The sequence below is a fragment of the Mesorhizobium sp. NPDC059054 genome, assembly GCF_042739215.1.
Lineage (GTDB): Bacteria > Pseudomonadota > Alphaproteobacteria > Rhizobiales > Rhizobiaceae > Mesorhizobium.
Genome location: NZ_JBHYHV010000005.1, coordinates 132,684 through 158,276, shown reverse-complemented (window position 1 = coordinate 158,276; position 25,593 = coordinate 132,684). Strand labels below are relative to the sequence as shown.

Here is a 25,593-nt window from a genome sequence, read left to right as displayed (position 1 = left end):
CTCTTTTGCTGGCCCGGTTTCGGGCCGGCCGGCGGCGAGCCTTGGGGGCGTGGCGCAGCGCCGCCGGCCGGTCCCGTTCAGTTGAAGAGCGAAAGCCGGGCGCCGTCCGGGGCGAGGCTGACGCAGCCGGCCTTGTGATCGCTTTCGGTCTCGGCGAAATGGATCGCCGATGCCCTGTCGGCGAAGACGCCGCCGGTCAGGCCGAGTTCATCGCGGGCGATCCAGCGCCCGTCGCCGTCGCGTCCGACCAGGAAACGGTGGGTCGCGGAAGGAGGCTCCGAAATCAGGGAATCGCGCATCGCCGATCACCCGATGAACTGATGGAAACAGGTAATCACGGCGAAGAAGATCGCGACCACCAGGAAAAGCCGCACGAACATCAGCGGCTCGTCCTGCCTGTTCTGCATGCTACGGGCGACGGCATGGGGCATGCGGTCGTCGTCATCGGGGAGATAATAGCTGTACATGTCTCGTTCCTTTCGCACCGCGCCTTGGAGCGTGTGCAGCCGGGAAGTTAGGAGCCCCGGCATAAGGGTTCGAGAGAGAAGGCGATGGCAAAAAATAAGGATTTCATAAGGGCCGCCGGCAGCGGTCAAGGGGTCGTCCCTCTACGGCGATGACGCCTTACAATGCGGCGACAACCGCCATCAGATTGTCGTTCAGCCTTTTCGCCGCCTTGCGGAAATCGCCAAGCCGTGGCGCCATCTCTGCCCCCAGCCTCACGGCGGCGCCGGCGCCCATGACCTTTTCCAGGCTCTGTTTGTATTCGGGGATCGCAGCCCAGTCGGCCACCGTCGTTTCCATGGCTTCCAGATGATACTGGAAACCATAGGCGTGCTCACCCCAGCGGATCGCCTGTGTCGCGCAGGCGGCATTGCTTGCCAGGATCTCGGCGCCTTCGGGCAGGCGTGCGATTTCGGCACCGTGCCATTGCAGGCAGTCGACCGTCGGCCCGAGCCCTGCAAAGATCGGATCCTTGCGCCCGGCTGCGGTCAGCGCGACCGACGCAAGCCCGACTTCCGGCTTGCCCATCAGGCCGACCGTGCCGCCAAGTGCTGCACCCAGCAGCTGGTGGCCGAGGCAGATGCCGAGATAGGGTCGTCCGAGCTCGGTCACCCAGCGCCGGATCGCCGCCTTCTCGGGCACCAGCCAGGGATGCGCCTCTTCCTGCCAGACATCCATCGGTCCGCCGAACACGGCGAGCAGGTCGAAACCATCGAAGGAAGGGATCGGCTCGCCGATATCGAGCTCGACCGGCACCCATTCATGCCCCTGCTCGGCCCAGAAGTCGCGGAAGATGCCGGGGTGTTCGACATCGACATGCTGGAAGACGAGAATGCGCATGGGTCGCTCCGTCGGTTCGCTCGAGGCGGGATTATTCCATAGGCGGGCAGCGTTGGTTTCCCAATGATCCAGACGTAAGGTTCAGTCATCACAACGCCGTGGCGCGTTCGGTTGTCCGGCGGTTTGTTGACAAGGTCCGGCCGTTTCCGGCAAGAGCTGGAGCAATTCCAGGAAAAGCGTGCAACGGTTTTCCGGTCGGAATTGCGTAGAAACAAAGAGTTAGAGCGTTTCCACGTTTCCGTGAAAATGGAAACGCTCCAGATTCATCGGAACCAGTTCATGACCAATGTCGCCCTGACCGGACTTGCCCGCGATCTCGCCAGGCGCGCCGACGAGGGCAGGCCCGTGCGCATCGGCGTCATCGGCTCCGGCGAAATGGGCACCGACCTGGTCACGCAAGGCATGCTGATGCCGGGCATCGAGGTCTGTGCCATTTCCACCCGACGCCCCCACACGGCGCGCGAAGCGATCCGCATCGCCTATGGCGACGAGGCGATGGCGCGCGAAGCCGAAAACCAGGCGCAGGTCACCGCGGCGATCGAGGCTGGCAGGATCGCCATCACCTCCAACGACATGCTGGTCACCAACCCGCTGGTCGACGTCGTCATCGACGCCACCGGCAAGCCTGGCGTCGCCGCCGATTTCTGCCTGTCGGCGATGGAACACGGCAAACACCTGGTGATGATGAATGTCGAGGCCGACGTCACCATCGGCTGCCTGCTGAAGAAAGAGGCCGACCGGCTCGGCGTCGTCTATTCGCTCGGCGCCGGCGATGAGCCGTCTTCCTGCATGGAACTGATCGAATTCGTATCCGCGCTCGGCTGCACGGTCGTCGCTGCCGGCAAAGGCAAGAACAATCCGCTCAACCATGATGCGGTGCCGGACGACTATCGCGCCGAGGCCGAACGCCGCAACATGAACCCGCGCATGCTGGTCGAGTTCGTCGACGGCTCCAAGACCATGGTCGAGATGTGCGCCATCGCCAACGCCACCGGCCTTGTCCCGGACAGGCCCGGCATGCACGGTCCCGCCGCTAACCGCGACGAACTGGCCAAGGTGCTGATCCCGCGCGCCGATGGCGGCGTGCTGTCGAGGAAAGGCGTGGTCGATTACACCATCGGCAAGGGCGTGGCGCCCGGCGTCTTCGTCATCGTCGAAGCCACGCATCCGCGCGTCATCGAGCGGCTGGACGACCTGCATGTCGGCAAGGGACCGTATTACGGCCTGTTCCGGCCCTATCACCTGACCTCGCTCGAAGTGCCGCTGACGGCAGCCCGCATCATGCTTTACGGCAAGCCCGATATGGTGCCGCTGCCGCGTCCCGTCGCCGAGGTCTGCGCGGTCGCCAAGCGCGACCTCGCCGCCGGTGAGACGTTCGATGCCATCGGCGAGACCTGCTATCGCTCCTGGACGATGGCGGTCGAGGAAGCGCGCGCTGAGCGCGCCGTGCCGGTCGGCCTGCTCGAGGGCGGCAAGGTGTTGAAGCCTGTGAAGAAGGGTGAGCTGCTCACCGCCGACAACGCAGCTCCGGACAGTTCGACGCGGCTTTATGCCTTGCGCAGGCAACAGGACGAGATGCTCTACGGCTGAGTTCCGTTCAGAGCCTCGTCAGTCGTTCGCTCGGCCTGCCAAGCCGCTCGGCGCCCGGGACATCCACGACATCCACGCGGCGCGGGTGCCATGCCACCGCACGCGCGATTTCTGAGATGGCATGCGGGTCTTCCGCGTTCGTGCTGGAATCCAGCAGCACGAGCTGTGACCAATAGGCAGCGGAAACATTCATCACCACGTCCAGCCAGAGGCGGCCGTCATCTGTCTGCACGAGAATCCACTGCCAATCGGCAAGCGCCAGCACCTGTCCCGAGATTTCCGTTTCGTCGACCAGGATCCTGACCGGATCGCCGACCTTCAGTGGTTCGGGTCTTGTCATTCTGCTCCGGAGGTCACTTCCCCAGTTCCACCGAGCGTACCCGCGCCGCCTCGACGGCTTCGGTGACGAGGTCCTTCAGCCGGTCGCCGCCCATCAAGACGCCAAGGGCCGCCGCCGTGGTGCCGTTAGGACTGGTTACCTGCTGGCGCAGCAGGCCAGGCTCTTCGCCGCTTTCGGCCGCGAGCGTGGCGGCGCCATAAACGGTCTGCATGGCAAGCAGCTTCGCTGTCTCTGTGGGCAGGCCAGCCTGTTCGCCCGCGGCGGTCAGGCATTCGATGAAATGGAAGATATAGGCGGGGCCGGAACCGGATACCGCCGTTACCGCATCCATCAGCGCTTCGTCGTCGATCGTTGCGACAGCGCCGCTGGCGGAGAGCAGGTCTGCCACGAAGCTTTTGGCTGCTTCGGAAACCAGGCTGTTGGAGAACAGCACCATCATGCCCTTGCCGATGGCGGCTGGCGTGTTCGGCATGCAGCGCACGATCGGCGTGCGGGCGCCAAGAATGCTCGTGAAGGTGGCGACCGGCGTGCCGGCGGCGACGCTGACGAAGGTCGTCTCTCCATTGCCGAATATAGTGTAGGCCGCCGTCACTTCGCGGATCACCTGCGGCTTGACGGCCAGCACGACAAGCACAGGATTTGTACCTGCAGGAATGTTCGCGGCATCGGCCACCGCTGGGCAGCCCAGGGCTTCCGCACGGGTTCGCAGCGCATCGGCAGGTTCCACCACCAGCACCTCCGCCGCTTTCAGCTTGGCGGATTTCAGCCAGCCGGCCAGCATGGCGTAACCCATATTGCCGCAACCGGCGAGAATAAGCTTGATGGTCATGGAAAGCCTCCCGAAAGCCATTCCATAGACGGTCAAGCGGGGTGGTGGAAGAGCTTGTTGCCTGCCTTCTCCTCCCAAAAGCAGAGATGGAATCGAGCCTCGATCCTCTTAATCATCGCTTCACTGACCCTTGTTAATGCTGGATGCGGAAAGATAATGGGGCTTCTCCTGTCTGCGTCATCGCTAGGTCAGCGATGCCCGTGCCGAAGGCGGGAACGCTTCAGATGTTCGCACTGGCGGCGGTGCGGGCCATGATCAAGCGGCAGGCAGCCGAGAGGCCTGCTATCAGGGACTCCGGCATGGGGTACACAAAATCGATCCTGGGAATTCCGGTGGCGAGTCTCAGCTGGGATGAGGCGTTGTTGTCGCTCACCCAACTGGTGCGCGACAGGCAGTTCACCAAAATCACCTTCCTCAACGCCCACAATGCCAACATCGCCTGCGCGGACGACGGTTTTGCCGCGGCGCTGGGTGATTTCCTGGTTTTACCGGACGGCATCGGTGTCGATATCGCCGCCAAACTGCTCTATGGCGAGAAATTCCCGGCCAATCTCAACGGCACTGATCTCGTGCCGGGGCTACTCAAGGCGATCAAGGAGCCGCTCACCGTCGGCCTGCTCGGCGCTACGCGCGAAAACGCTGAAGGCGCCGGCAAAAGGCTCCGGGAACTGGCACCGCAGCACAAGATCGTCGTCGTTCACGACGGCTTCTTTTCCACTGCGGAAGAGCCCCAGATCATCGAACGACTGGCGGAGCTTCGGCCGGATATCCTGCTGGTTGCCATGGGCGTGCCGCGCCAGGAGTTGTGGATTGCCGGAAATCTCGACCAACGCCACTGCACGCTGCCATTCGCCGTCGGCGCGCTGCTCGATTTCCTGAGCGGTTCGGTGCCGCGCGCGCCGCTGTGGGTACGCAAATCCAGGCTCGAATGGGTGTTTCGGTTTGTGATCGAGCCAGGCCGGCTGTGGCGCCGCTATGTCGTCGGCAACCCGCTTTTCTTATGGCGTGTCATGCGTCAGAAGCTGACGGGCAAGGAAATCCTTGCCGGGGCCAGCCGCTAGCAAGGCCTCGGCCGCGAAAGCGAGGTGCTTGCGCGGCCGCTTGGAAAACGAAGTGGCAGCTTATTTGCCGCAATACTGATCGTTGACGTTGATGCCGGCATTCGCGTCAGGACCCATGCCGGTGTCTGCGCAGGGGCCGTTCGCGCCAGTGGTTACCGGAGCGCCAGGCGCAGTCGGCGACACGCTGTTGATGCTGCCCGTTGTCGTGGTGTCGGTGTTGCCGTGCCACCACGACCAGTCGCCCCATTGGCTATCACTGCCTTGGGCCATTGCGGAGGTCGCCAGTCCTGCAGTGAGAACCGTGGCGACGAGGATCGTCTTGAACATGGGAGGTCTCCGTGCTTGGGGCAATTCCAGCAAAAGTGCGCAGCGGTTTTGCGTCCGGAATTGCGTAAAAAGAACCAGAGCGTTCCCGGTTTCCGCGAAAAGCGGAAACGCTCTAGCGATGCAACTGCGTGGAAACCGCGCACGTGCCGGAAAGTTCGATCACAAGTCTGTGAGGCTGGCCTAATGGGTCGAAAACATGTTCTTTATCAGTGGCTTGGAAAGTGCATGGTGCGACTGTGCCTCCGCTCGCAGGGAGGATCGATAAAAACGGTCCACGGCGTGCGGGTTTCGAGTTTACGGCATGCGACGGCGTTTTGACGGGATTGCAGCGGCCGATTTTCGTGAGAATGTCGCGCCGTCTGTTTTGGCGCGAATGTGATTTGGCTACGGGTGAAGCATGGCTGACGTGATCGACGGAAAGAAGGTGGCCGAGGATGTGGTCGGCAAGGTCAAGGCGCTGACGGCAGCCCTTGCCGGCACCAAGCCGGGCCTCGCAGTGGTCATCGTCGGCGAGGATCCGGCAAGCCAGGTCTATGTCGCCTCGAAGTCCCGCACCGCCAAGGAATGCGGTTTCCATTCCGTGCAGCACACGCTGAAGGCTCAGACAAGTGAGGCCGAACTGCTCGGCATCATTGCCGACCTCAATGCGGATCCGGCCATTCACGGCATCCTGGTGCAATTGCCGCTGCCGGACCACATCGACGCCGGCAAGGTCATCCAGGCCATCGCGCCGGAAAAGGATGTCGACGGCTTCCACTTCATCAATGTCGGCAAGCTCGGCGCCGGCGAGCTTGAAACCGCCTTCGTGCCCTGCACGCCAGCCGGTTCGATGCTGCTGATCGAGCGTGTGCGCGGCAAGGACCTGTCGGGACTGAACGCAGTGGTCGTCGGCCGCTCCAACATCGTCGGCAAGCCGATGGCGAACCTGCTGCTTGCCGCCAATTGCACAGTCACCATCGCGCACAGCCGCACGAAGGATCTGCCAGCACTTGCCCGCACGGCCGACATTCTGGTGGCCGCCGTCGGCCGGCCGGAAATGATCAAGGGCGATTGGGTCAAGCCGGGTGCCACCGTCATCGACGTCGGCATCAACCGCATTCCCGCACCTGAAAAGGGTGAAGGCAAGACGCGCCTCGTCGGCGATGTCGCCTATGCGGAAGCTGCGGCCGTTGCGAGTGCCATCACGCCGGTGCCGGGCGGCGTCGGCCCGATGACGATCGCCATGCTGATGGCCAACACCGTCATTTCCGCCTATCTTGCCGCCGGTCTCGACCGACCATCCTTTTGATCGCTGCCATTAAAAGAGCCGAGCTTTGCCGACGCCTCCTGTTCCTATAGAACGGCCCATCATGACGGACGCCGTTCAAGGCGGCAGGCGCTTCGCCTTCCTGCTGGTCGACAAGTTTCCGATGTTTTCCGTGGCGGCGGCGATCGATGTCGTGCGCTCAGCCAACCGCTTGCTTGGTCATGATTTCTACGGCTGGACCACCGTCTCGCCGGACGGCGATGCCGTTACCGCTTCCAACGACCTGCCGCTGAAGGTCGATTATGCCGTGGCCGACGTGCCGCCGGTCGATATCCTGTTCGTCTGTGCCGCGCTCAACCTGGAATTCCCCGGCAAGTCGAAGGTGCTCGGTGCCCTGCGCGCCTGGGGTCGGCGCGGCGGAGTGCTGGGTGCACTGTCGGTCGGCTCCTATGTTCTGGCCGAAGCCGGTCAGCTCGAGGGTCACCGCTGCACCATCCACTGGGAGAACCGCGCCGGCTTCATGGAGCGTTTCCCGGACATCGAATGCACCGGCAATGTCTTCGAGATCGACCGCAAGCGCTATACCAGCGCCGGCGGCACCACCTCGATCGACCTGATGTTGGAGATCGTGCGCACCGATTTCGGCGCCAACCTTGCCAACGCCGTGGCCAACCAGTTCCAGCACGAGCGCATCCGCTCGGCCGGCGACCGCCAGCGTGTCGGACCGGAGCGCGACCTGACCGGCAAGTCGGAGAAGCTGCGCAAGATCGTCGAGCTGATGGCCGACCATCTCGACGAGCCTTTGTCGGCGGTACAGCTCGCCAAGTCGGCCGGGCTTTCTGTGCGCCAGGTGGAGCGGCTGTTCCTCAGGCATCTCACCGTGACGCCGGGGCGCTACTACATGCGGCTGAGACTCGAGCGCGCCCGCGAATTGCTGCGCCAGACCAATATGCCGATCCTCGACGTGGCGATCGCCACCGGCTTCACCTCGCATTCCTATTTCGCGCAGAGCTACCGACTGCAGTTCGGCCGCCCGCCAAGCGAGGAGCGACGCACGACGTATTGATGCGAGCGTCTCTCAAGTCGCCAGGAAACCGCCATCGGCGGCCAGGACATGCCCGACAATGTAAGCGGATTGGTCGGAGGCGAGCCAGACAACCGCTTCGGCCACGTCCTCGGGCTGGCCCATGCGGCGCAGCGGCAGGCCGGCAGCCACAGCTTCCATGCTTCCGACACCGGCCGCAGCCTTCATCATCATGTCGGTCACCACGCGGCCCGGCGCGACGGCATTGATGCGCACGCCGTGGGGAGCATAGGTCATGGCCGCGGAGCGCATCAGGGAAATCGCGGCCGCTTTGGATGCCGAGTAGAGCGCAAAGCCGGGATTGGGATTGCGGATGCCGCTGACCGAGGTGTTGATGACGATCCTTCCGCTTTGTTGTGCCAGCATGACGGCAAGTTGATGTTTGAGAGACAGGAAGACCGAGCGTACATTGGTGTCGAAGACAGCGTCGAAGACATCGGTGTCCTGCTCTTCCAAGGGTGCGGGCCGTTCCTGGTAGCCCGCATTGTTGAAGGCCGTGTCCAGCTTGCCGAACCGCTCGACAATGGTCTGTATGAGATGCCTGACGTCTTCTTCCCGTGTTACATCCGTGCGAAGAAAAAGGCCTTCGGCACCAGCCGCACGGCAGGCCTGTGCGACAGCTTCTCCTTCTTCATCGCGACGGCCCGCGATAATGACGGCTGCTGCTCCGGATTCCGCCATTCGAAGCGCTGTCGCTCTCCCGATGCCGCTACCGCCTCCGGTGACCAGGCAGATCTGTCCTTCCATCCGGCCCGCTTCTCTCCTGGCGCTGAAATTCGGGGCGTTGGGTGACATGATGATTCCGCTTTGCCGGTTTGGATCCAGAGAATAAAGTTGTATCATACAACTAATAAGACGCAAGGAATCATCGTGGTGAGCGAAAGCGAAACGTCGGAGATCCGGAAGGTACGCGATTCCTCGCGCCGGATCGTGCGGGAACTTGGCTTCATGAAGCCAACCGTGGCGGGTACAGACCTGCCTCCGTCAGCAGTCCATTCGATCATCGAGATCGGCGCCGATGACGGTTTGACGGCAGGTGCGCTGGGGGAAATCCTCAACCTTGAGAAATCGAGTGTCAGCCGGATGCTGCGCAAATTGATCGATGCCGGAGAGATCGAAGAACGGACGAACCCGGGCGATGCCCGTTCGAAGCTCCTGAGGTTGACCGAGCGCGGCAAGGCGACGCTGGCCGCGATCAACCGTTTCGGGCATGGCCAGGTAGCGGCGGCTTTTCTGCATCTGTCCGACGATCAGCGTCAGGTCGTCGTGGCTGGCCTCTCCGCCTATGCGGAGGCACTGCATCGCGCCCGTGCCGGAGAGCGCTAGCGCCTGCGCACTTACCGATTATTTCATCGCCTATTGCAGATTCCCTTCCTCTCGACGAACCGCTATCTTCGCCGCTTCGTCGGATCGAGCCAGGCTCACGAGGGGATACCATGTCAATTTTTGCCAGATGGATCGCGGCTGTCGTGACGGCGCTTTTGTTTGCGGCGCCTGCGCTGGCGGCCGATCGCACCATCATCGTTCTCGATGCGTCCGGCTCGATGTGGGGCCAGATCGATGGCAAGCCGAAGCTGGAGATCGCGCGCCAGTCGCTGCGCACGGTGCTACAGTCGCTTCCCGCAGACAGGGAACTCGGCCTGATGGCTTATGGCCACCGCGAGAAAGGCAGTTGCGAGGACATCGAGCTCGTCGTTCCGCCGGCGGCCGGCACGGCAGGTGCCATCACCGCTGCCGCCGATTCCATGAAATTCCTCGGCAAGACGCCGCTGACTGCGGCCGTTCGCAAGGCGGCCGAGGCGCTGAAATACACCGAAGAGAAGGCAACCGTCGTGCTGATCACCGACGGCCTCGAGACCTGCAATGCCGACCCATGTGCGCTCGGCAAGGAATTGAAGGCGGCGGGTGTCGATTTCACCGCGCATGTCGTCGGGTTCGGCCTGACGGCGGACGAGGGAAGGGGGGTGGCGTGCCTCGCCGAAAACACCGGCGGCAAATATATCCAGGCGACCGACGCGGCCGGCCTTGAGGAAGCGCTCAAGCAGACCGTCGCCGAGAAACCGGCGGCCGAGCCCAAGCCGGCGCCCGCGCCCGAGCCGGAAAAGGTGGAATTCAATCTGGTGCCGGCGCTGACCCTGGCCGAAGGCAGCCCCGACATCACCACGGATATCGGCCAGTCCTGGGTGCTCTACAAGGCGAATGCCGACGGCAGCCGCGGCGATTATGCCTCGACCGACTATGGTGTGTGGAAAGGCAATGCCGAACCTGGCAAATACGTGCTTGTCGCCAAGGTCGGCCATGTCGAACGCGAACAGGCGGTCACGATCGAAGCCGACAAGGTCGCCGCGCCGCGCTATGTGATGGATGCCGGAACGCTGATCGTGCGTGCCCACGCCAGCGAAGGCTCGGAGATCGCCGATGGCGCTGCCATCCAGGTCAAGTATCCCGGTGATGGCACGACCACTTATTACGGGCAGATGAAGGCCGTCTTTCCGGCCGGCGAACAGGAAATCACCGTCAAGGTCGGCGAGGGCACGACGACCGAAAAGGTCACTCTCAAGGCCGGTGAGACGATTGAGAAGGACATTGCCGTCGGCGTCGGCAAGGTGGTGACCAACGCCTTCTACGTGGAAGGCAAGAAGGTGGATTCCGGTGGCCTCGTCGTACGCGTCTTCAAGGCCGAGAAGAACCTCGACGGGCAGCGCGACGATGTCTCGACTTCGTACGGACCGGACCAGAAGTTCGAGCTGCCGCCCGGCAACTACGTCGTCATGGCCAAGATGGACGAGGCGGCCGCCGAAATCCCCTTCACCGTGAAGGTCGGTGAAAAGACCGACGTCAATGTCGTGCTCGATGCGGGTGTGCTGGCGGCCGATGCGAAGGGTGCCAAGGAAATCGAGGTCTACGGCGCCAAGAAGGATATCGAAGGCAAACGGCAGCCCTTCGGCAACTCATATGGCGAGACACATCAGTCGACGCTGCCGGCCGGCGACTATGTCGTGGTGGCGATCCGCGGCGACGATGATGTCAAGACTGAGGTTCCGGTCACGGTGAAAGCCGGCGAACGAGCCGAGGTGACGGTGCCGTAAGTGTCAGGGTCTAACCTTCTCCCCTTGTGGGAGAAGGTGCCTGAGCGGAGCGAAGGCGGATGAGGGGTGCTGGACGGAGTGCTGCTTAGCTGTGGCTAGACACAACGTTTGCCGTTTCTTCCAACACCCCTCATTCGTCTCGGCGCTGGCGCGCCGATCCACCTTCTCCCACAAGGGGAGAAGGAAATGCGTTCACCCAAACGCGCTCGCGCCGTGGTCTGCGCGACCGGCCATCTGGCGGAAGCCGGCGAACAGCTCGCGGCCAAGTCCGAATTCGTGCTCGGACAGGTCGGCGGAGGCTGCGGGCCGCACGGCGAATTCGCCGGCCGGAACCAGCACTTCCAGCGTACCGGCCTCGCCGTCGAGCCTGACGATGTCGCCGTCATGCACGCGAGCGATCGGGCCGTCTTCGAGAGCCTCCGGGGTGACGTGGATGGCAGCCGGCACCTTGCCGGAAGCGCCCGACATGCGACCGTCGGTGACGAGCGCCACGCGCTGGCCGCGGTCCTGCAGGATGCCGAGCACCGTGGTCAGCTTGTGCAGTTCCGGCATGCCATTGGCCTTCGGGCCCTGGAAGCGGATGACGGCGACGAAATCGCCGGTCAGCTCGCCGGCCTTGAAGGCGTCGTTCAGCCCCTGCTGGCTATGGAACACCCTGGCCGGCGCTTCGATGATGCGCCGCTCCGGCTTCACGGCCGAGGTCTTGATGATGGCGTGGCCGAGATTGCCGGCAAGCACCTTGAGGCCGCCGGTCGACTGGAAAGCCTGTTTCACCGGCACCAGCACCTTCTCATCGCCGCTTGCTGCCGGCGCGGCTTCACGCATGACGGAACCATCGGCACCGAGCTTCGCCTCGACCGTGTAAGGACGCAGGCCTTCGCCCCACACCGTCTGCACGTCCTCATGCAGCAGGCCTTCGTCTAGCAGTTCGCGGATCATGAAGCCGAGGCCGCCGGCGGCGTGGAAATGGTTCACATCGGAAAGCCCGTTCGGATAGACACGGGCGAGCAGCGGTACGGCTTCGGAAAGGTCCGAAATGTCCTGCCAGGTCAGCTTGATGCCGGCTGCGGCTGCCATCGCGATCAGGTGGATGGTGTGGTTGGTCGAGCCGCCGGTGGCGTGCAGGCCGACGATGCCGTTGACGAAGGAACGCTCGTCGATCATGCGGCCGACCGGGGTATAGGCATTGCCCATCGCCGTCAGGCTCAGCGCCCGCTTGGTGGCTTCCCGGGTCAGCGCGTCGCGCAGCGGCGTGCCTGGATTGACGAAGGAGGCGCCCGGCGTGTGCAGGCCCATGATCTCCATCAGCATCTGGTTGGAATTGGCCGTGCCGTAGAAGGTGCAGGTGCCTGGGCCGTGATAGGACTTGGACTCGGCCTCGAGCAGTTCAGCGCGGCCGCATTTGCCTTCGGCGTAGAGCTGGCGCACGCGCGCCTTCTCGTCGTTCGGGATGCCGGAGGTCATCGGGCCCGCCGGAATGAAGACGGCGGGAAGATGGCCGAAGGTGAGGGCTGCGATCACCAGGCCGGGTACGATCTTGTCGCAGACTCCGAGATAGACGGCAGCGTCGAACATGTTGTGCGAAAGTCCGATCGCGGCAGCCATGGCAATCACGTCGCGCGAAAACAGCGACAATTCCATGCCGGGCTGGCCCTGGGTGACGCCATCGCACATGGCCGGCACGCCGCCGGCGACCTGGGCGATGCCGCCGGCCTCCGTCGCTGCCTGCTTGATGAGTTGCGGATAGGTCTCGAACGGCTGATGGGCCGACAGCATGTCGTTATAGGAGGTGATGATGCCGAGGTTCGGCACGCGGTCGGCGCCGAGTGCGACCTTTTCCGAAGGGCTGCAGACGGCGAAGCCGTGCGCGAGGTTGCCGCAGGACAGTACTCCGCGATTGGCGGCGCGGCCCGACGCTTCGCCGATGCGACCGAGATAGGTCTCGCGGCTGGCTCGGGAGCGCTCGCGGATGCGGTTGGTGATGGCTTCGATATCGGATCTGGCTGTCATGGCTATCGTCCTTTCGCGAAGGCCTCAGACGGTCCGGCCCTCGCCATTCACAATCAGGGGGCCCAGAAGATCTCGACCGGGCTTGTCGCTGCGTCGATGACGCGGCGGATCGGCAGCGTCGACCCCGGCGCCAGCGCCTTTTCAAGTGTTGCCAGCTTTTCCGCGCCTTCGATGTGCAGGGCGATGAAGCGCGCCCGGCGGATCAGCGAAAGCGTCAGCGTCAGCCGCAGCTCGCCGGCGCTGTCGGCATGGACGGCGGCGACCTCGTCGCGCGATGCCGGATCGAGCAGGTGCTCGAGTTCCTTCGCATCCGGGAAGAACGAGGCGGTGTGGCCGTCATTGCCCATGCCGAGGATGGCCACATCCGGCGGGTTGAAGAAGGTGGTCAGGAAGTGCTCGGCATCCTTCAAATCCGCATCGAGCTCGCCGCTGCCGTAGAGCGGCAGGAAGCGGGCGTTGGCCGCCTTGTTCTGCTTGAGCCTGGCCTTGACCAGCCCGGCATTGGAACGCGGCGAGGTGTCGGGAACATAACGCTCGTCGATCAGGGTCAGGTTGACGCTGTCCCAGGCGATGTCGGTGTTCGACAGCACTTCGAAGAAGCGCGCGGGCGTCGAGCCGCCGGAGACGGCGAGGCTTGCTGCCTGCGTGGCACGGATTTCAGCCGACAGTCTGCCGGCGACGGCTTCGGCAAGAGCGGCGGCCAGGCTTTCCCGATCTGCGAAGTCGTTGCGGCGATAATTCCCGGCCATCGTCAAATGCTCTCGTGCCAGGTGCGACCGTCACGCTCGATCAGCGCGATCGAGGCGGATGGTCCCCAGGTGCCGGCGGTGTAGCCCTGCGCGTCCTGGCGGGCATTTTCCCAGGCGTTCTGGATCGGATCGATCCATTTCCAGGCCGCCTCGACCTCGTCACGGCGCATGAACAGCGTCTGGTTGCCGCGGATGACGTCCATGATCAGGCGTTCATAGGCATCGGGTGCGCGGCCCCTGAACTGCTGCGCGAAGCTCATGTCGAGCGAGATCTGGCGCAGGCGCATGCCGCCCGGGCCCGGATCCTTGATCATGATGTACTGCTTGACGCCTTCGTTTGGCTGCAGGCGGATGACCAGCTGGTTGGCGAAGATCGGCCCGGCATTGTCGCCGTTGAAGATCGAATGCGGGATCGGCTTGAACTCGATGACGATCTCGGAAACGCGCGATGCCAGCCGCTTGCCGGTGCGCAGGTAGAACGGCACGCCGGCCCAGCGCCAGTTGGCGATCTCGGCCTTGATGGCGACGAAGGTCTCGGTGTTGCTCTCGGCGCCGAGTTCCTCGACATAACCCTTCACCGGGCCGCCGGCGGAAGCGCCGGCGCGGTACTGGCCGCGCACGGTCTGCTTCGGTGCCTCGGTGCCGTTGATGCGCTTCAGCGCGCGCAGCACCTTCAGCTTCTCGTCGCGCACGGCGTCCGCATCCATCGAAGAGGGCACCTCCATGGCGACGAGGCAGAGCAACTGCAGCATGTGGTTCTGCACCATGTCGCGCAGCGCACCGGCCTTGTCGTAGTAGGTGACACGGTCTTCCAGGCCGACGGTCTCGGCCACCGTGATCTGCACGTGGTCGATATGGGCCGAGTTCCACAACGGCTCGTAGAGCGCGTTGGCGAAGCGCAGCGCCATCAGGTTCTGCACCGTCTCCTTGCCGAGATAGTGATCGATGCGGAAGATCTGGCTTTCGTCGAAATCGTCGCCGACCAGGTCGTTGAGCGCCTTGGCCGAAGCGAGGTCGCGTCCGATCGGCTTTTCCACGACGATGCGCGAGGTCGGCGTGATCAGCTTGTGCTGCTTGAGCTGGTCTGAGATCGAGCCGAACAGCGACGGCGAAACCGCCATGTAGAAGGCGCGGATCGCCTTGGAATCGCCGATCGCCTTTTTCAATGCGTCGAAGCCGGTGCCGCTGGTGGCATCAGCCGGTACGTAGGAAAGCCGGGCAAGGAAGATGTCCAGTTCCTTGGCGTCGATATCGGCCGCGGCGACATGGCTCTCGATCGCCTTCTTTGCGAAAGCGCGGAATTCGTCGTCGCTCATCTTGGTTCGCGATGTACCGATGATCCTGGTCGGCTCCGAGAACTGATGGTCTCGCTGGCGATAATAGAGTGCCGGCAGGAGCTTGCGTTCCGACAAATCGCCGGTGCCGCCGAAAATGATGAAGTCGAACGGGTCGACGGGGATGATCTGGCTGGTCATGCTTCGTCCGATCTCGCGCTACCTGCGCTCAGCAACCTTCGGGGGTCGGGGGCGTTGGTCATGATGCGCTAACAACACTGCCGCAATGCGACGGGAGCCGATATAATCTAATCGATTTAATTTTTCCAGTGCTATGGTGTCACAGCATCGTGTTGGGCACTGGTCCAGCAAGATTGCTGTTCCTTGCGCAATAGTGCCGCGGCTATCATGTTTGCCGACTAGAGCGTTTCCGTTTTTCACGGAAACGCCCTAGCTATTTGTTTTAACGCAATTCCGGACGGAAAACCGCTACACACTTTTCCTGGAATTGCTCTGGGGCGCATTGGCCGGAAGACCACGGGAGAATTCAGGATGGACGGACATCTTTCGAGCACGGTTGCGGAAGGCCGCAGCTTTCGCCAGATCATCGGCGGCAAGGCGCTTGATGCCGTTTCGGGCCTGCGCATCGATGTCGCCTCTCCTTCGGACGGCCAGGTTTTCGCATCCATCCCGGCCTCAGGCCAGGCCGATGTCGATCTGGCGGTGGCAAGCGCACGCCACGCGTTCGAGGACGGCCCCTGGGCGAAAATGCCAGCGGTGGAACGCGGCCGCTGTCTGACCCGACTGTCCCATCTGGTGGAGAAACACGGCGCCGAACTCGCCGCACTGGAATCACGCGACACCGGCAAGCCGGCACGCCAGGGCAAGGCGGATGTTACCGCCACCATGCGTTATTATGAATTCTACGGCGGCGCCGCCGATAAGATCCATGGCGACACCATTCCCTTCCTGGATGGTTACACTGCACTGACACTGCGCGAGCCGCATGGTGTGGTCGCCGGCATCATTCCATGGAATTACCCCTTGCAGATCCTGGCACGCGTCGCCGGAGCCGCGCTTGCCATGGGCAACACGCTGGTGGTGAAGCCGGCCGAGGATGCCTCGCTGACCGCCATCCGCATGGCCGAGTTGGCGCTGGAAGCTGGTATTCCGGAAGGTGTCTTCAATGTCATCACCGGCTATGGCCGCGAGGCGGGCGCGCTTTTGTCGGGCCATCCCGATGTCGACTACGTCACCTTCACCGGCTCGCCGGCCACCGGCACAGCGATCCAACAGGCGGCGGCGATGAACAATCGCGGCGTGACCATGGAACTCGGCGGCAAGTCGCCGCAACTGGTATTTGCCGATGCGGACCTGGAAAAGGCATTGCCTGTGCTGGTCAACGCCATCATCCAGAACGGCGGGCAGACCTGCTCGGCCGGCAGCCGCGTGCTGGTGGAACGGCCGGTCTATGACGAGGTCGCCGAGGCTCTCGCCGAACGTTTCTCGAAACTGGTCGCCGGTCCGCACGATGCCGATCTCGATCTCGGTGCGCTGATCAATCCGCGTCAGCAGACGCGCGTCGCCGGCATGGTGGCGGATGCCGAGAAGGCCGGCATTCCTGTGCTGGCGCGGGGTTCGATTGCCAAGGATGCGCCGGCCAGCGGTTATTATTTCGCGCCTGCGCTGTTCGGCTCCGTCGATCCCGCTTCCACCATCGCGCAGGAAGAGGTGTTCGGCCCGGTGCTCACTTTGTTTGCCTTCGACAGTGAGGACGAGGCGGTGAAGCTCGCAAACGGCACGGAATTCGGCCTTGTCGCCGGCATCTGGACCAGGGACGGCGCACGCCAACACCGTCTGGCCAAACGCGTGCGCTCCGGCCAGGTGTTCGTCAACGGTTACGGCGCCGGCGGTGGCATCGAGCTGCCTTTCGGTGGGTTCAAGCGTTCCGGCCACGGCCGCGAGAAGGGCTTCGAGGCGCTCTACGACATGTCGGCGACAAAGACGGTCGTGTTCAATCATGGCTAAAGCGCGTTCTGCGCTTCAGAGCAATTCCAGCAAAAGTGCGTAGCGGTTTTGCGTCCGGAATTGCGTAAAAACAAAAAGTTAGAGCGTTTCCGCGTTTCCGTGAAAAACGGAAACGCTCTAGTATCGGCGGTTGCAGGGGGCGGCCATCTCCCGCTGACGGGAATTTCTGCATAAGGACAAAAGATGCGTTTGAAGGACAAGGTTGCGATCATCACCGGCGCTGCTTCCGGATTCGGCGAAGGCATGGCCAAGCGCTTTGCCGAGGAGGGGGCCAAGGTGGTGGTGGCCGACCTGAACGGCAAGGGGGCCGAGCGTGTCGCCGCCGAGATCGGTTCTTCGGCAATTGCCGTTGCCAGCGATGTTTCCAGCCGCTCGGAAGTCGAGGAGATGGTCTATGCCGCCAAGAACACATTTGGCCGCGTCGACATCATGGTCAACAACGCAGGCTACACGCATCGCAACGGCGACATGCTGGCGGTGGACGAGGCCACTTTCGACCTGATCACCGCCGTCAACATGAAAGCGATCTATCACGCCGCCGTTGCGGTGGTGCCGATCATGGAGCGGCAGGGTGGCGGCGTCATCCTGACCACGGCCTCCACGGCGGGCTTGCGGCCACGTCCGGGGCTGACCTGGTACAACGCCTCGAAGGGCTGGGCGATCACCGCCACCAAATCGATGGCTGTCGAACTTGCGCCGAAGAACATCCGCGTCAATTGTCTCTGCCCTGTCGCCGGAGAAACCGGAATGCTGGCTCAGTTCATGGGCGAGGACACACCTGAACTGCGTGCGAAGTTCCGTGCCTCCATTCCGCTCGGGCGACTGTCGACACCGCTCGACATCGCCAACGCCGCGCTATGGCTGGCCTCCGACGAAGCCGAATTCATCACCGGCGTGGCGCTGGAGGTGGATGGAGGAAGGTGTATTTGAGGCGGTCCTTTCCTTCTCCCTCAAGGGGAGAAGGAACGCCGTCATCCGCGGTTGAGGAAACCTTGGTAGATCCAGCCGCGCTTGTTCTGGTAGACGATCTCGCACCATCTGTGCTTGCCGCAGGAGATCACGTCGACGCTGGACTTGGCTGGCACCGTGGTGATGACGCCGGCGCCTTTCTTGGGACCTGAACGCATCGTCACCGAGCGCAGGATAGTCCCGTTGCCGCTTGCCTTGGCCGGCTCTGCATTCTTTTCCGGTTCTTCCACAACCGGGATGCCCGCGGTCGCGGCCTTGTCCGGCTTTGCCTGCGGCACCGGCGGATCGACTATTGCCGCGTCGGCCGGGGAACTCCCGTTTTCCGGTTCCGCATAGGCTTGTTCGGTCGCATCCGGGTCGTCTTGACCGGGCTTGGCGACCGCCACGGCCTTGGCAGCTTCCTGGATCGCCGCGGTCGTCTGCGGTTTTGGCGTGCCGTCCGGGTTGGTCCAGCGTGGGTCGCTCTTGGAAAGCTCGGCGCTGGCAGCTGCCGTTTGCACGGAGGCCGGCTTGACCTGTGGGCCCTTGGCCGCGGCTGCCGCCGGTGTGGGATCTGCCTCTGGCTTTTGTTCCGCAACCTGCGCCGGTTCAGGGCTCTGTTCGGAGGCAGAAGCTTCCGCGGTGACAGGATGCTTGGCGAAAGCTTGTCGCTCGCCCGACGGCAGCGCCAGCCATAGCGCTGTGCCGGCGACGCTGAGCAGCGCCACCGTGCCAACGGCGGCAATCACCAGATGAGATTGCGCCTGCACTTTCTGCCAGAAGGACGGCCGTGTATTGTAGCCGAACTGCATCGAGATGCGGTGCGGCCTGGGTGCTCGGAAACCGAGCGGCCTTTTCAACGCGGCCTCCGCTGACCGCTTTGGGCCCGATCGCTTATGGTGTCGACGGTCCCGCCGTCCGCGAAACAGAACTGGACCAACTTGAGCATCTGAGGTTCTGGTTACCCCTGAACACGGCCGACGTTCTTCGATCAAGGGCAGCGCCATGATCAGCGTCGGTCCCGAAATCCCTCCGGCCAATGCGAAGCTCTAGTTTCACAATGCCCAGTCTGGATCATCTTGCAGACGATTGTGGCATCTATGCGCCTTTCAAGCTTAAACGACAACCATTCGAACAAAACTTATGCGCAAATTTTATTGTCGCGGCTCGTAAAAATGCTTTTTGCAAGGATTTTGTAAGTGGTGACTTACTATAAAGGGGCGTCTGGCGAATCAGTTGGATATCCCAAATCGCCGTTAGGCGCCGGGTGATTGTCCCGTCTTTTCCTGCAATGTCCGGGTAATCTAGCGAGGTTAGCAGCGGAGCAGGGACACTACACGGGATCCATCATGCCTTCTCATAACATTCGTGCCGCATGCTGCGTCGCGGCATTTGCCGCGGCGATCTTTCTTGTCGGCTGCGCTTCCGACATCATGAAGAACTATGTCGGCCGGCCGGTCGAGGAAGTCATCGTCGATTATGGGCCGCCCTCCACCGTGCTCGAGCTGAGCCGCGACGAGCGCGCCTATCAGTGGCGCAAAGTCTCGACCAGCGTCGTTCCGGGATCGACCAGCGGCGAGATCAAGGACACCCGGCGTGGCACGCGCTACGAAGAGACGGTGACGCCGGGTTATGTCGAGGAACAGGAGTGTTTCTACACATTTTACGCGCGCCGCTGGGGGAAGGGCTGGTATGTGACCAGCTTCCGCAAGCCGAAGCTTGAGTGCGAGTGAGGGAAAGCCGCCTCGGCGGCAATCTGTGGGCGAAGGACAATGCGAATTCTGCTGCTCGAAGACGAGCCGGAGATGGCTTCGGTGCTGAAGACGGCGCTGGAGCGTCGGCATGTCATTGTCGATCATGTCGCGACCATCGCGGATGCCGAAGCCGCTGCCGCCTTCGGCCCTTATGATGCGCTCGTCCTCGACCGCCGTTTGCCCGATGGCGAGGGGCTCGACCTGATCCCGAAGCTGAGAGCCAGCCGCGTCGACGCGCCGATCCTGATGCTGACGGCACTCGGCGGGCTGGACGACCGTGTCGCCGGCCTTGACGGCGGCGCCGACGATTATCTGGCCAAGCCCTTCGCCGTGGAGGAACTGATGGCGCGGCTGCGCGCCTTGCAGCGCCGTCCGGCGGTCTTGCGTTCTGACCTCGTCGCGGTTGGCCGGCTGACCTATGATTTTCGCCATCGCGAGGCGCTGGTCGGCGACAAGCCGCTGGAATTGCTGCGCCGCGAACAGCTGGCGCTGGAAGCCCTGATCCGTCGTCCTGGCCGGGCGGTGCTGCGCTCGACGTTGGAGGAATCGGTCTACGCCATGGATGACGAAATCGGCTCCAATGCGCTGGATTCCCATCTTTCCCGGCTGCGGCGCAAGCTCGATGAGGTCAATGCGGGGGTCGAGATAAGAGCGATCCGCAATCTCGGCTATCTTCTGCGCGCCGTGACATGAAGAAGCCGCGTCCGCGTTCGCTGCAATGGGTGCTGGTGCGCAGGCTTATCCTGCTGCAGGCGGCCATGCTGCTTGTCTTCCTCGGCCTACTCACCTTGGTGTTCTTCATCGCGCAGCCGCGCCTTCTGGTCGACAATGAAGAGGCGGCTGTCGTCGTCGGCAAGGCGCTCAGCCGCGACGGCAATGGGCAGCTTGTGCTCAGGGATACAGAGGAGCTCAACAATTTCCGTCGGAGTTTTCCGAACCTCTGGTTCGTGGTGCGTGACCAGGCAGGTCAGGAACTGCGGCAGGGCAACGTTCCTCCGGTTTACGCCGGTGGCGGCGACGGGTTGCTCAAGAACATAGATCGCGCTGCTCTGGATTTCGCACAGAACGATCTGCGTCCGGCTGCCTCCTATGCCAATCTGGATACGCCGGCCGGCCGCGTCGGCGTGCTCGCCTCCACCCTGTCCTCCCGGGACGAGAACGACGGTGTCGAGGTCAATATCGACCTGCAGATCGAGCTCGCCCGCAATCCCGACGGCACCACCAACTGGCTGCGCGTGGGGCCGATCCTGGTCATCCTTACCATCGTCATGCTGTTGCCGATCTTCATCGTGATGGGCTTCACCACACTGGTGACGACACCTGCAGTCGTACGCCGCTCGCTCGCCGGGCTCGTCGCCACTGCCGATGAAGCCAGCGCCATCGACATCGACAATCGTGCCGTGCAATTGCCGACCGAACGGGTGCCGCAGGAGGTTGCGCCGCTGGTGCAGGCCTTCAACCGTGCGCTTGCCAGGCTGGGCGAAGGCTACGAGAAGCGTAATCGTTTCCTTACGGATGCGGCGCACGAACTGCGCACGCCGATCGCCATATTGCGCACGCGTGCAGAACTGTTGCGCGAGGATCCGGAGAGCCGGCGCCTTTTGAAGGATATCGAGCGCTTGTCGCATCTGGCTCAGCAATTGTTGGATCGACAGGTGCTCGACCATTCGGCCGGTCCGCGCGAAGTGGTCGATCTGGTTGCTCTGGCAAGGACGCTTGCCGTCGATTTCGCGCCGCTGGCGCTGGAGGCCGGCTACGAACTGTCGTTCGAACCGGCCGAGGGCAGGGTTCTGGTCAGCGTTCGGCCGCAGCAGATCGAACGAGCCGTGGCCAATCTTCTACGTAACGCCATCGAGCACGGCGGCGGTTCGGGCACCATCACCGTTCTGGTCGACGATAAGGGCGGGCTGGAGATCCAAGACGAGGGGCCGGGCATTCCCCCGGAAGAGCGCGAACGCGTGTTCGACCCATTCTACCGGCTGCGCCCGCGTTCGACCGGCGCGGGCCTGGGTCTTAACCTTGCCCGCGAGATCGCGCGCCTGCATGGCGGCAGCATCGAAATCATCGACGGCGCCTGGAAAGGCACGCGTGTCCGTTTGCAGTTGCCTTTGGCGAATGCTGTCGGACCGAAGGCCAGGAGTGCCTAGCGGGCCGGGTTTGCTGCTCTAGATCCGGTCGCGCAGCGCGAACCAGTTGAGTGCCAGGAACAGGAGCGGCGCGCGGAAGCGACGTCCTCCGGGAAATGGCGGTATCTTCAGGTCCTCGATCAATTTCAGCCGATCGCGATTGCCCGCCACCGTCTCGGCATAGAGCTTGCCGAAGAAGTTCGACAGCATGACGCCGTGGCCGGAATAGCCGCCGACGGAGATGACATTCGGCATCACCTCGCGCACGAAGGGCTTGCGCGGCACGGTGATGCCGACATAGCCGCCCCAGCCATGCGTGATCTCGATATCTTTCAGGGCCGGATAGATTTCGGCGATCTGCTTGCGGATGTGGATGTGGATGTCCTTCGGATCGTTGACGGCATAGACCTCGCGCCCGCCGAACAGCAGCCGGTTGTCTTTCGATTTGCGGAAATAACGCACCACGAAACGGGAATCATCGACCGACTCGCCACCCGGCAGCACCTTCAGCTCGTCGCCCAACGGCACGGTGGCACCGATGAACGAACCGATCGGCATGATATGGGATGCGCTGACGGGTTCCAGATTGCCACCGTAGGCGTTGGCGGCAACCAGGCACTTGTCGGCCGTGATGGTGCCGCGTGCCGTCGTCACCTTCACCTTGCCGCCTTGCGCCGAGATGCCGGTGGCCGGTGTCTTTTCGAAGATATTCGCACCGGCAGCGGCGGCTACACGCGCCGTGCCGATCACCAGTTTCAGCGGATGGATATGGCCGGTGCCTGTGTCGCGGCTGCCGCCGTAATAAAGCGTGGAGCCCAGCCGCTCGCCGGTTTCCCTGGCGTCCATGAATTTGATGTGCGGATAGTCGAAGCGCGTCGCCATGATCTCGGCATGCGCCTTGTAGTCATCGACGTAGCGCTGCTTGTGCGCCACCGACAGCTGGCCGGGCATGTAGTCGATCTCGATGCCGTTTGCCGAAGAGAATTCGAGAAGATGCGCCTTGGCTTCTTCGGCGAGATCGAACAGCGCCTTGGCTCGGGTAAAGCCATATTCGCTCTCCATCTCTTCGGCCCAGGCACGCTGGCCGGTGCCCATCTGGCCGCCATTGCGGCCAGATGCGCCATCGCCGAAACGATGGCTTTCGATCAGCACGACATTGCTGCCGGCCTTGGCCAGATGCACGGCGGCCGAAAGGCCGGTGAAGCCACCGCCTATGATGACGACGTCGGCCTGCCGGTCGCCGTCCAGCGAAGGATACTCAGGACGCGGCCCGGCGCTGTCTTCATACCAGGAACGGCCGGGGGAGACGGGGGATTGGTATTTCATGAGCGAATAGTGAGTAGCGAATAGTGAGTGGGGATCAGGGCGAGGTGTGGAAATAGCGAATAGCTGGAAGACGTTAGTGGCCGGTAGCCACTATTTGCTACTCACTATTCGCTATTCACTCCCTAGACATTCAGCAACAGATACTCCCGCTCCCATGGACTGATCACTTCCATGAAGGTCTCGAATTCCGCACGCTTGATCGCCGCATAGGTGGCTGCGAATGGGCGGCCGAGCATGGCGGCCAGTTCCTCGTCGCTCTCGAAAAGATCGACGGCTTCGAGCAGGCCGCGCGGCAGGTCGATCTCATCCTCGTTGGCGGTGGTCAGCACCGGCGGTTCGGCCGGCACCTTGTTGTTGATGCCGATCAGGCCGCAGGCAAGCGATGCGGCGAGCGCCAGATATGGGTTGGCGTCCGACGACGGGATGCGGTTTTCAACGCGGCGCGCATTGGGGTCCGAACGCGGCACGCGGAAAGCCGTGGTGCGGTTGTCGTAGCCCCATTTGTTGTTGACCGGGGCGGATGCCGCCTGCGTGAGGCGCCTGTAGGAGTTGACGTAGGGTGCGAACATGACCAGCGCATTCGGCACGTGCTTTTGCATGCCGCCGATGAAATGGAAGAAGGCCTCCGTCTCGGTGCCGTCTTCCGCCGAGAAGATGTTCCTGCCGGTCTTCTTGTCGACGATCGACTGGTGGATATGCATGGCCGAACCCGGCTGACCCTGGATGGGCTTGGCCATGAAGGTGGCGTAGACGTCGTGCTTCAGCGCCGCTTCGCGCAAGGTGCGCTTGAACAGGAAGACCTGGTCGGCCAGTTCGATGGGGTCGCCATGGCGCAGGTTGATCTCGAGCTGACCGGCGCCTTCCTCGTGGATCAGCGTATCGATTTCGAGGCCCTGAGCTTCCGAGAAATGATAGATGTCATCGATCAGTTCGTCATATTCGTTGACGCCGGCGATCGAATAACCCGAACCGCCGGCGATCGGCCGGCCCGAGCGGCCGACCGGCGGGGTCAGCGGATAGTCCGGGTCCGGGTTCTTGCGCACCAGATAGAACTCGATCTCCGGCGCGACGACGGGCCGCAAGCCATGCCGGTCATAGGCGGCGACCACGCGCTTCAGCACGTTGCGTGGCGTGAATTCGACCGCGCGGCCGTCCTGATGAACAAGGTCGCAAATGACGGCAGCGGTGGGGTCTTCCTCCCAAGGCACGACGGTCAGCGTCGAAAGGTCGGGCACAAGCTTCAGGTCACCATCGTCTTCCGGATATTCGAAGCCGTTGCCGTCTTCCGGATATTGTCCGGAGATCGTCATCATGAAGGGTGCGGAAGGCAGCGCCAGCGAGGTGTTCGAGGTGAATTTGGAAGACGGCATCATCTTGCCGCGGGCGACGCCGGCCTGGTCCGGCGTGATGCATTCGATGTCTTCGATACCACGCGATTCCAGCCAGATGCTCGCCTCCTTGAAGCTCTTCACTCCCCTGAGGTTTTTCAGAAAGGCAGGCGCGCGGGTTCGCGTCCCCCGGCTCGACGGACGGACTTCCTTCTTGGCAGGCGGCATCAATCACCAGATTGTGGTTGCAGATTGCCGAGTATAGCCGTGCCCTCGGAGGGAAGAAAAGGGGGGATCATGGGCGTTTTTGCTGGCACATGCGTTCCAAAGCGCTGGTTTTGGGCTGTTTTTCGCCCTAGATGCTCCGCATGACCACGTCGACGAACACCCTGACCATCATCGGTTTCGATGCCGACGACACGCTCTGGCAGAACGAACAGTTCTTCCGGCTGACCGAGCGCCATTTCGCCGAGCTGCTCTCCGAGCACGCCGAAAAGGAGCATCTTCTGGAACGGCTTCTGGAGGCTGAAAGACGCAATCTCGGCACCTACGGTTTCGGCATCAAGGGCTTCACGCTGTCGATGATCGAAACGGCGATCGATGTCACCGGTGGGAAGGTACCGAGCGAAGTCATCGGCAGGATCCTGGCTGCCGGGCGCGAGATGCTGAGCCATCCGATCGAGACGCTACCGCATGTGCACGACACGCTGGAGGCGCTGGCCGGGCGCTACCGCCTGGTGCTGATCACCAAGGGCGATTTGTTCGATCAGGAACGCAAGCTCGCCCAATCCGGCCTCGGCGACTTCTTCCAGGCCGTCGAAATCGTGTCCGACAAGTCGCGCCCGACCTATGAACGCATCTTCGCGCGCCATGGCGACGGTGCCGAGCATGCGATGATGGTCGGCAATTCGCTGAAATCGGACGTCGTCCCGGCAATCGAGGCAGGCAGTTGGGGCGTCTTCGTGCCGCACGAACTGACCTGGGTGATCGAGCACGTGGAAGCACCGACAGGCGCGTCGCGTTTTCGCGAGATCGGCCATCTCGGCGAATTGCCGGGGCTGCTTTCGGATATCGGCTCGGTTTCCGGCAAGATCTGAGGCTGTCCGCCGCCTCCTGGTGTATTCCAGGAAAAGTGCGTAG

Annotated in this window: 25 protein-coding genes; 12 read left to right on the top strand and 13 right to left on the bottom strand. The window is 62.9% G+C overall.

Annotated elements, in window-relative coordinates; all coding sequences use genetic code 11:
• Positions 1-77: 77 nt before the first annotated feature.
• From ACFWXH_RS21725 to ACFWXH_RS21715, 3 genes are all read right to left on the bottom strand, one after another.
• Positions 78-299 (bottom strand): hypothetical protein, encoded by a 222-nt coding sequence (locus ACFWXH_RS21725; RefSeq protein WP_379123432.1) that lies wholly within the window; start codon positions 297-299, stop codon positions 78-80.
• A gap of 6 nt (positions 300-305) precedes the next feature.
• Positions 306-467 carry a hypothetical protein gene (locus tag ACFWXH_RS21720; protein WP_379123431.1) on the bottom strand — a complete coding sequence of 54 codons (162 nt, stop codon included), beginning with the start codon at positions 465-467 and terminating at the stop codon, positions 306-308.
• Between the two features lie 157 nt (positions 468-624).
• On the bottom strand, positions 625-1,344 hold the full coding sequence (locus ACFWXH_RS21715) for a type 1 glutamine amidotransferase (RefSeq protein ID WP_379123430.1): 720 nt from the start codon (positions 1,342-1,344) through the stop codon (positions 625-627).
• 279 nt (positions 1,345-1,623) lie between these two features.
• On the opposite strand from ACFWXH_RS21715, the gene ACFWXH_RS21710 reads away from it, so the two are divergent.
• Entirely contained in the window at positions 1,624-2,934 is a 1,311-nt protein-coding gene (locus ACFWXH_RS21710) for an NAD(P)H-dependent oxidoreductase (RefSeq protein ID WP_379123429.1), read from the top strand.
• Between the two features lie 7 nt (positions 2,935-2,941).
• On the opposite strand, the gene ACFWXH_RS21705 is transcribed toward ACFWXH_RS21710, so the two are convergent.
• Together ACFWXH_RS21705 and proC are read right to left on the bottom strand one after the other, a co-directional pair.
• Positions 2,942-3,274: a hypothetical protein gene (locus ACFWXH_RS21705; RefSeq protein WP_379123428.1), complete on the bottom strand. Its 333-nt coding sequence runs from the start codon at positions 3,272-3,274 to the stop codon at positions 2,942-2,944.
• A gap of 13 nt (positions 3,275-3,287) precedes the next feature.
• Entirely contained in the window at positions 3,288-4,103 is an 816-nt protein-coding gene (gene proC, locus ACFWXH_RS21700; RefSeq protein WP_379123427.1) for a pyrroline-5-carboxylate reductase, read from the bottom strand.
• A gap of 251 nt (positions 4,104-4,354) precedes the next feature.
• Between proC and ACFWXH_RS21695 the strand changes: the two genes are divergently transcribed.
• Complete coding sequence (locus ACFWXH_RS21695; RefSeq protein WP_379123818.1) at positions 4,355-5,164, top strand: WecB/TagA/CpsF family glycosyltransferase; 810 nt, start codon at positions 4,355-4,357, stop codon at positions 5,162-5,164.
• A gap of 60 nt (positions 5,165-5,224) precedes the next feature.
• On the opposite strand, the gene ACFWXH_RS21690 is transcribed toward ACFWXH_RS21695, so the two are convergent.
• Positions 5,225-5,491 (bottom strand): hypothetical protein, encoded by a 267-nt coding sequence (locus ACFWXH_RS21690; RefSeq protein ID WP_379123426.1) that lies wholly within the window; start codon positions 5,489-5,491, stop codon positions 5,225-5,227.
• Positions 5,492-5,888: 397 nt separating this feature from the next.
• Between ACFWXH_RS21690 and folD the strand changes: the two genes are divergently transcribed.
• Together folD and ACFWXH_RS21680 are read left to right on the top strand one after the other, a co-directional pair.
• The gene (folD, locus tag ACFWXH_RS21685; RefSeq protein WP_379123425.1) at positions 5,889-6,779 is read left to right on the top strand and encodes a bifunctional methylenetetrahydrofolate dehydrogenase/methenyltetrahydrofolate cyclohydrolase FolD; all 891 of its coding nucleotides are present in this window, start codon (positions 5,889-5,891) and stop codon (positions 6,777-6,779) included.
• 61 nt (positions 6,780-6,840) lie between these two features.
• Positions 6,841-7,803, top strand: coding sequence for a GlxA family transcriptional regulator (locus ACFWXH_RS21680; RefSeq protein WP_152979812.1), 963 nt, complete (start codon positions 6,841-6,843; stop codon positions 7,801-7,803).
• A 12-nt stretch (positions 7,804-7,815) separates the two neighbouring features.
• Here ACFWXH_RS21680 and ACFWXH_RS21675 read toward each other — a convergent pair whose 3' ends face one another.
• Positions 7,816-8,616 (bottom strand): SDR family NAD(P)-dependent oxidoreductase, encoded by an 801-nt coding sequence (locus ACFWXH_RS21675; protein WP_379123424.1) that lies wholly within the window; start codon positions 8,614-8,616, stop codon positions 7,816-7,818.
• Positions 8,617-8,694: 78 nt separating this feature from the next.
• On the opposite strand from ACFWXH_RS21675, the gene ACFWXH_RS21670 reads away from it, so the two are divergent.
• Both ACFWXH_RS21670 and ACFWXH_RS21665 read left to right on the top strand, forming a co-directional pair.
• Positions 8,695-9,147, top strand: a complete 453-nt coding sequence (locus ACFWXH_RS21670) for a MarR family winged helix-turn-helix transcriptional regulator (RefSeq protein ID WP_379123423.1) — start codon at positions 8,695-8,697, stop codon at positions 9,145-9,147.
• A 110-nt stretch (positions 9,148-9,257) separates the two neighbouring features.
• Positions 9,258-10,910 carry a VWA domain-containing protein gene (locus ACFWXH_RS21665; protein ID WP_379123422.1) on the top strand — a complete coding sequence of 551 codons (1,653 nt, stop codon included), beginning with the start codon at positions 9,258-9,260 and terminating at the stop codon, positions 10,908-10,910.
• Between the two features lie 192 nt (positions 10,911-11,102).
• Here ACFWXH_RS21665 and edd read toward each other — a convergent pair whose 3' ends face one another.
• Genes edd through zwf form a run of 3 tightly spaced genes read right to left on the bottom strand, consistent with a single transcriptional unit; the run spans position 11,103 to position 15,144 of the window.
• Complete coding sequence (edd, locus tag ACFWXH_RS21660) at positions 11,103-12,920, bottom strand: phosphogluconate dehydratase (protein ID WP_379123421.1); 1,818 nt, start codon at positions 12,918-12,920, stop codon at positions 11,103-11,105.
• A gap of 53 nt (positions 12,921-12,973) precedes the next feature.
• Positions 12,974-13,669, bottom strand: coding sequence for a 6-phosphogluconolactonase (gene pgl / locus ACFWXH_RS21655; protein ID WP_379123419.1), 696 nt, complete (start codon positions 13,667-13,669; stop codon positions 12,974-12,976).
• Between the two features lie 2 nt (positions 13,670-13,671).
• Positions 13,672-15,144, bottom strand: coding sequence for a glucose-6-phosphate dehydrogenase (gene zwf / locus ACFWXH_RS21650; RefSeq protein ID WP_054310197.1), 1,473 nt, complete (start codon positions 15,142-15,144; stop codon positions 13,672-13,674).
• A 351-nt stretch (positions 15,145-15,495) separates the two neighbouring features.
• Between zwf and ACFWXH_RS21645 the strand changes: the two genes are divergently transcribed.
• Positions 15,496-16,971, top strand: coding sequence for an aldehyde dehydrogenase family protein (locus ACFWXH_RS21645; protein ID WP_379123417.1), 1,476 nt, complete (start codon positions 15,496-15,498; stop codon positions 16,969-16,971).
• Between the two features lie 183 nt (positions 16,972-17,154).
• Positions 17,155-17,901: an SDR family oxidoreductase gene (locus ACFWXH_RS21640; RefSeq protein WP_379123416.1), complete on the top strand. Its 747-nt coding sequence runs from the start codon at positions 17,155-17,157 to the stop codon at positions 17,899-17,901.
• Between the two features lie 41 nt (positions 17,902-17,942).
• On the opposite strand, the gene ACFWXH_RS21635 is transcribed toward ACFWXH_RS21640, so the two are convergent.
• A complete protein-coding gene (locus tag ACFWXH_RS21635) occupies positions 17,943-18,779 on the bottom strand; it encodes an SH3 domain-containing protein (RefSeq protein ID WP_379123415.1) in 837 nt (278 codons plus the stop codon).
• 489 nt (positions 18,780-19,268) lie between these two features.
• On the opposite strand from ACFWXH_RS21635, the gene ACFWXH_RS21630 reads away from it, so the two are divergent.
• Genes ACFWXH_RS21630 through ACFWXH_RS21620 form a run of 3 tightly spaced genes read left to right on the top strand, consistent with a single transcriptional unit; the run spans position 19,269 to position 21,820 of the window.
• On the top strand, positions 19,269-19,652 hold the full coding sequence (locus ACFWXH_RS21630; RefSeq protein WP_379123414.1) for a hypothetical protein: 384 nt from the start codon (positions 19,269-19,271) through the stop codon (positions 19,650-19,652).
• Between the two features lie 39 nt (positions 19,653-19,691).
• The gene (locus tag ACFWXH_RS21625) at positions 19,692-20,366 is read left to right on the top strand and encodes a response regulator transcription factor (protein WP_054310192.1); all 675 of its coding nucleotides are present in this window, start codon (positions 19,692-19,694) and stop codon (positions 20,364-20,366) included.
• On the top strand, positions 20,363-21,820 hold the full coding sequence (locus ACFWXH_RS21620; protein ID WP_379123413.1) for a sensor histidine kinase: 1,458 nt from the start codon (positions 20,363-20,365) through the stop codon (positions 21,818-21,820). Before ACFWXH_RS21625 ends, ACFWXH_RS21620 begins: the two co-directional genes overlap by 4 nt.
• Before the next feature lie 18 nt (positions 21,821-21,838).
• Here the strand turns inward: ACFWXH_RS21620 and ACFWXH_RS21615 are convergent, their stop codons facing one another.
• Both ACFWXH_RS21615 and ACFWXH_RS21610 read right to left on the bottom strand, forming a co-directional pair.
• Positions 21,839-23,125, bottom strand: a complete 1,287-nt coding sequence (locus tag ACFWXH_RS21615; protein WP_379123412.1) for an NAD(P)/FAD-dependent oxidoreductase — start codon at positions 23,123-23,125, stop codon at positions 21,839-21,841.
• 122 nt (positions 23,126-23,247) lie between these two features.
• The gene (locus ACFWXH_RS21610; RefSeq protein WP_054310188.1) at positions 23,248-24,681 is read right to left on the bottom strand and encodes a glutamine synthetase family protein; all 1,434 of its coding nucleotides are present in this window, start codon (positions 24,679-24,681) and stop codon (positions 23,248-23,250) included.
• A gap of 140 nt (positions 24,682-24,821) precedes the next feature.
• Between ACFWXH_RS21610 and ACFWXH_RS21605 the strand changes: the two genes are divergently transcribed.
• Positions 24,822-25,550, top strand: a complete 729-nt coding sequence (locus ACFWXH_RS21605) for an HAD family hydrolase (protein ID WP_379123411.1) — start codon at positions 24,822-24,824, stop codon at positions 25,548-25,550.
• Positions 25,551-25,593: the final 43 nt, after the last annotated feature.

What these genes read in the sequence shown, in the direction of transcription:
- ACFWXH_RS21620 (WP_379123413.1), top strand. Translation starts at nt 20,363, where the DNA reads ATGAAGAAGCCGCGTCCGCGTTCGCTGCAATGGGTGCTGGTGCGCAGG.
- ACFWXH_RS21720 (WP_379123431.1), bottom strand. Translation starts at nt 467, where the DNA reads ATGTACAGCTATTATCTCCCCGATGACGACGACCGCATGCCCCATGCC.
- ACFWXH_RS21665 (WP_379123422.1), top strand. Translation starts at nt 9,258, where the DNA reads ATGTCAATTTTTGCCAGATGGATCGCGGCTGTCGTGACGGCGCTTTTG.
- edd (WP_379123421.1), bottom strand. Translation starts at nt 12,920, where the DNA reads ATGACAGCCAGATCCGATATCGAAGCCATCACCAACCGCATCCGCGAG.
- ACFWXH_RS21630 (WP_379123414.1), top strand. Translation starts at nt 19,269, where the DNA reads ATGCCTTCTCATAACATTCGTGCCGCATGCTGCGTCGCGGCATTTGCC.
- ACFWXH_RS21645 (WP_379123417.1), top strand. Translation starts at nt 15,496, where the DNA reads ATGGACGGACATCTTTCGAGCACGGTTGCGGAAGGCCGCAGCTTTCGC.
- ACFWXH_RS21640 (WP_379123416.1), top strand. Translation starts at nt 17,155, where the DNA reads ATGCGTTTGAAGGACAAGGTTGCGATCATCACCGGCGCTGCTTCCGGA.
- ACFWXH_RS21625 (WP_054310192.1), top strand. Translation starts at nt 19,692, where the DNA reads ATGCGAATTCTGCTGCTCGAAGACGAGCCGGAGATGGCTTCGGTGCTG.
- ACFWXH_RS21680 (WP_152979812.1), top strand. Translation starts at nt 6,841, where the DNA reads ATGACGGACGCCGTTCAAGGCGGCAGGCGCTTCGCCTTCCTGCTGGTC.
- zwf (WP_054310197.1), bottom strand. Translation starts at nt 15,144, where the DNA reads ATGACCAGCCAGATCATCCCCGTCGACCCGTTCGACTTCATCATTTTC.
- ACFWXH_RS21615 (WP_379123412.1), bottom strand. Translation starts at nt 23,125, where the DNA reads ATGAAATACCAATCCCCCGTCTCCCCCGGCCGTTCCTGGTATGAAGAC.
- folD (WP_379123425.1), top strand. Translation starts at nt 5,889, where the DNA reads ATGGCTGACGTGATCGACGGAAAGAAGGTGGCCGAGGATGTGGTCGGC.
- ACFWXH_RS21705 (WP_379123428.1), bottom strand. Translation starts at nt 3,274, where the DNA reads ATGACAAGACCCGAACCACTGAAGGTCGGCGATCCGGTCAGGATCCTG.
- pgl (WP_379123419.1), bottom strand. Translation starts at nt 13,669, where the DNA reads ATGGCCGGGAATTATCGCCGCAACGACTTCGCAGATCGGGAAAGCCTG.
- ACFWXH_RS21695 (WP_379123818.1), top strand. Translation starts at nt 4,355, where the DNA reads ATGATCAAGCGGCAGGCAGCCGAGAGGCCTGCTATCAGGGACTCCGGC.
- ACFWXH_RS21610 (WP_054310188.1), bottom strand. Translation starts at nt 24,681, where the DNA reads ATGCCGCCTGCCAAGAAGGAAGTCCGTCCGTCGAGCCGGGGGACGCGA.
- ACFWXH_RS21710 (WP_379123429.1), top strand. Translation starts at nt 1,624, where the DNA reads ATGACCAATGTCGCCCTGACCGGACTTGCCCGCGATCTCGCCAGGCGC.
- ACFWXH_RS21675 (WP_379123424.1), bottom strand. Translation starts at nt 8,616, where the DNA reads ATGTCACCCAACGCCCCGAATTTCAGCGCCAGGAGAGAAGCGGGCCGG.
- ACFWXH_RS21725 (WP_379123432.1), bottom strand. Translation starts at nt 299, where the DNA reads ATGCGCGATTCCCTGATTTCGGAGCCTCCTTCCGCGACCCACCGTTTC.
- ACFWXH_RS21690 (WP_379123426.1), bottom strand. Translation starts at nt 5,491, where the DNA reads ATGTTCAAGACGATCCTCGTCGCCACGGTTCTCACTGCAGGACTGGCG.
- ACFWXH_RS21605 (WP_379123411.1), top strand. Translation starts at nt 24,822, where the DNA reads ATGACCACGTCGACGAACACCCTGACCATCATCGGTTTCGATGCCGAC.
- proC (WP_379123427.1), bottom strand. Translation starts at nt 4,103, where the DNA reads ATGACCATCAAGCTTATTCTCGCCGGTTGCGGCAATATGGGTTACGCC.
- ACFWXH_RS21715 (WP_379123430.1), bottom strand. Translation starts at nt 1,344, where the DNA reads ATGCGCATTCTCGTCTTCCAGCATGTCGATGTCGAACACCCCGGCATC.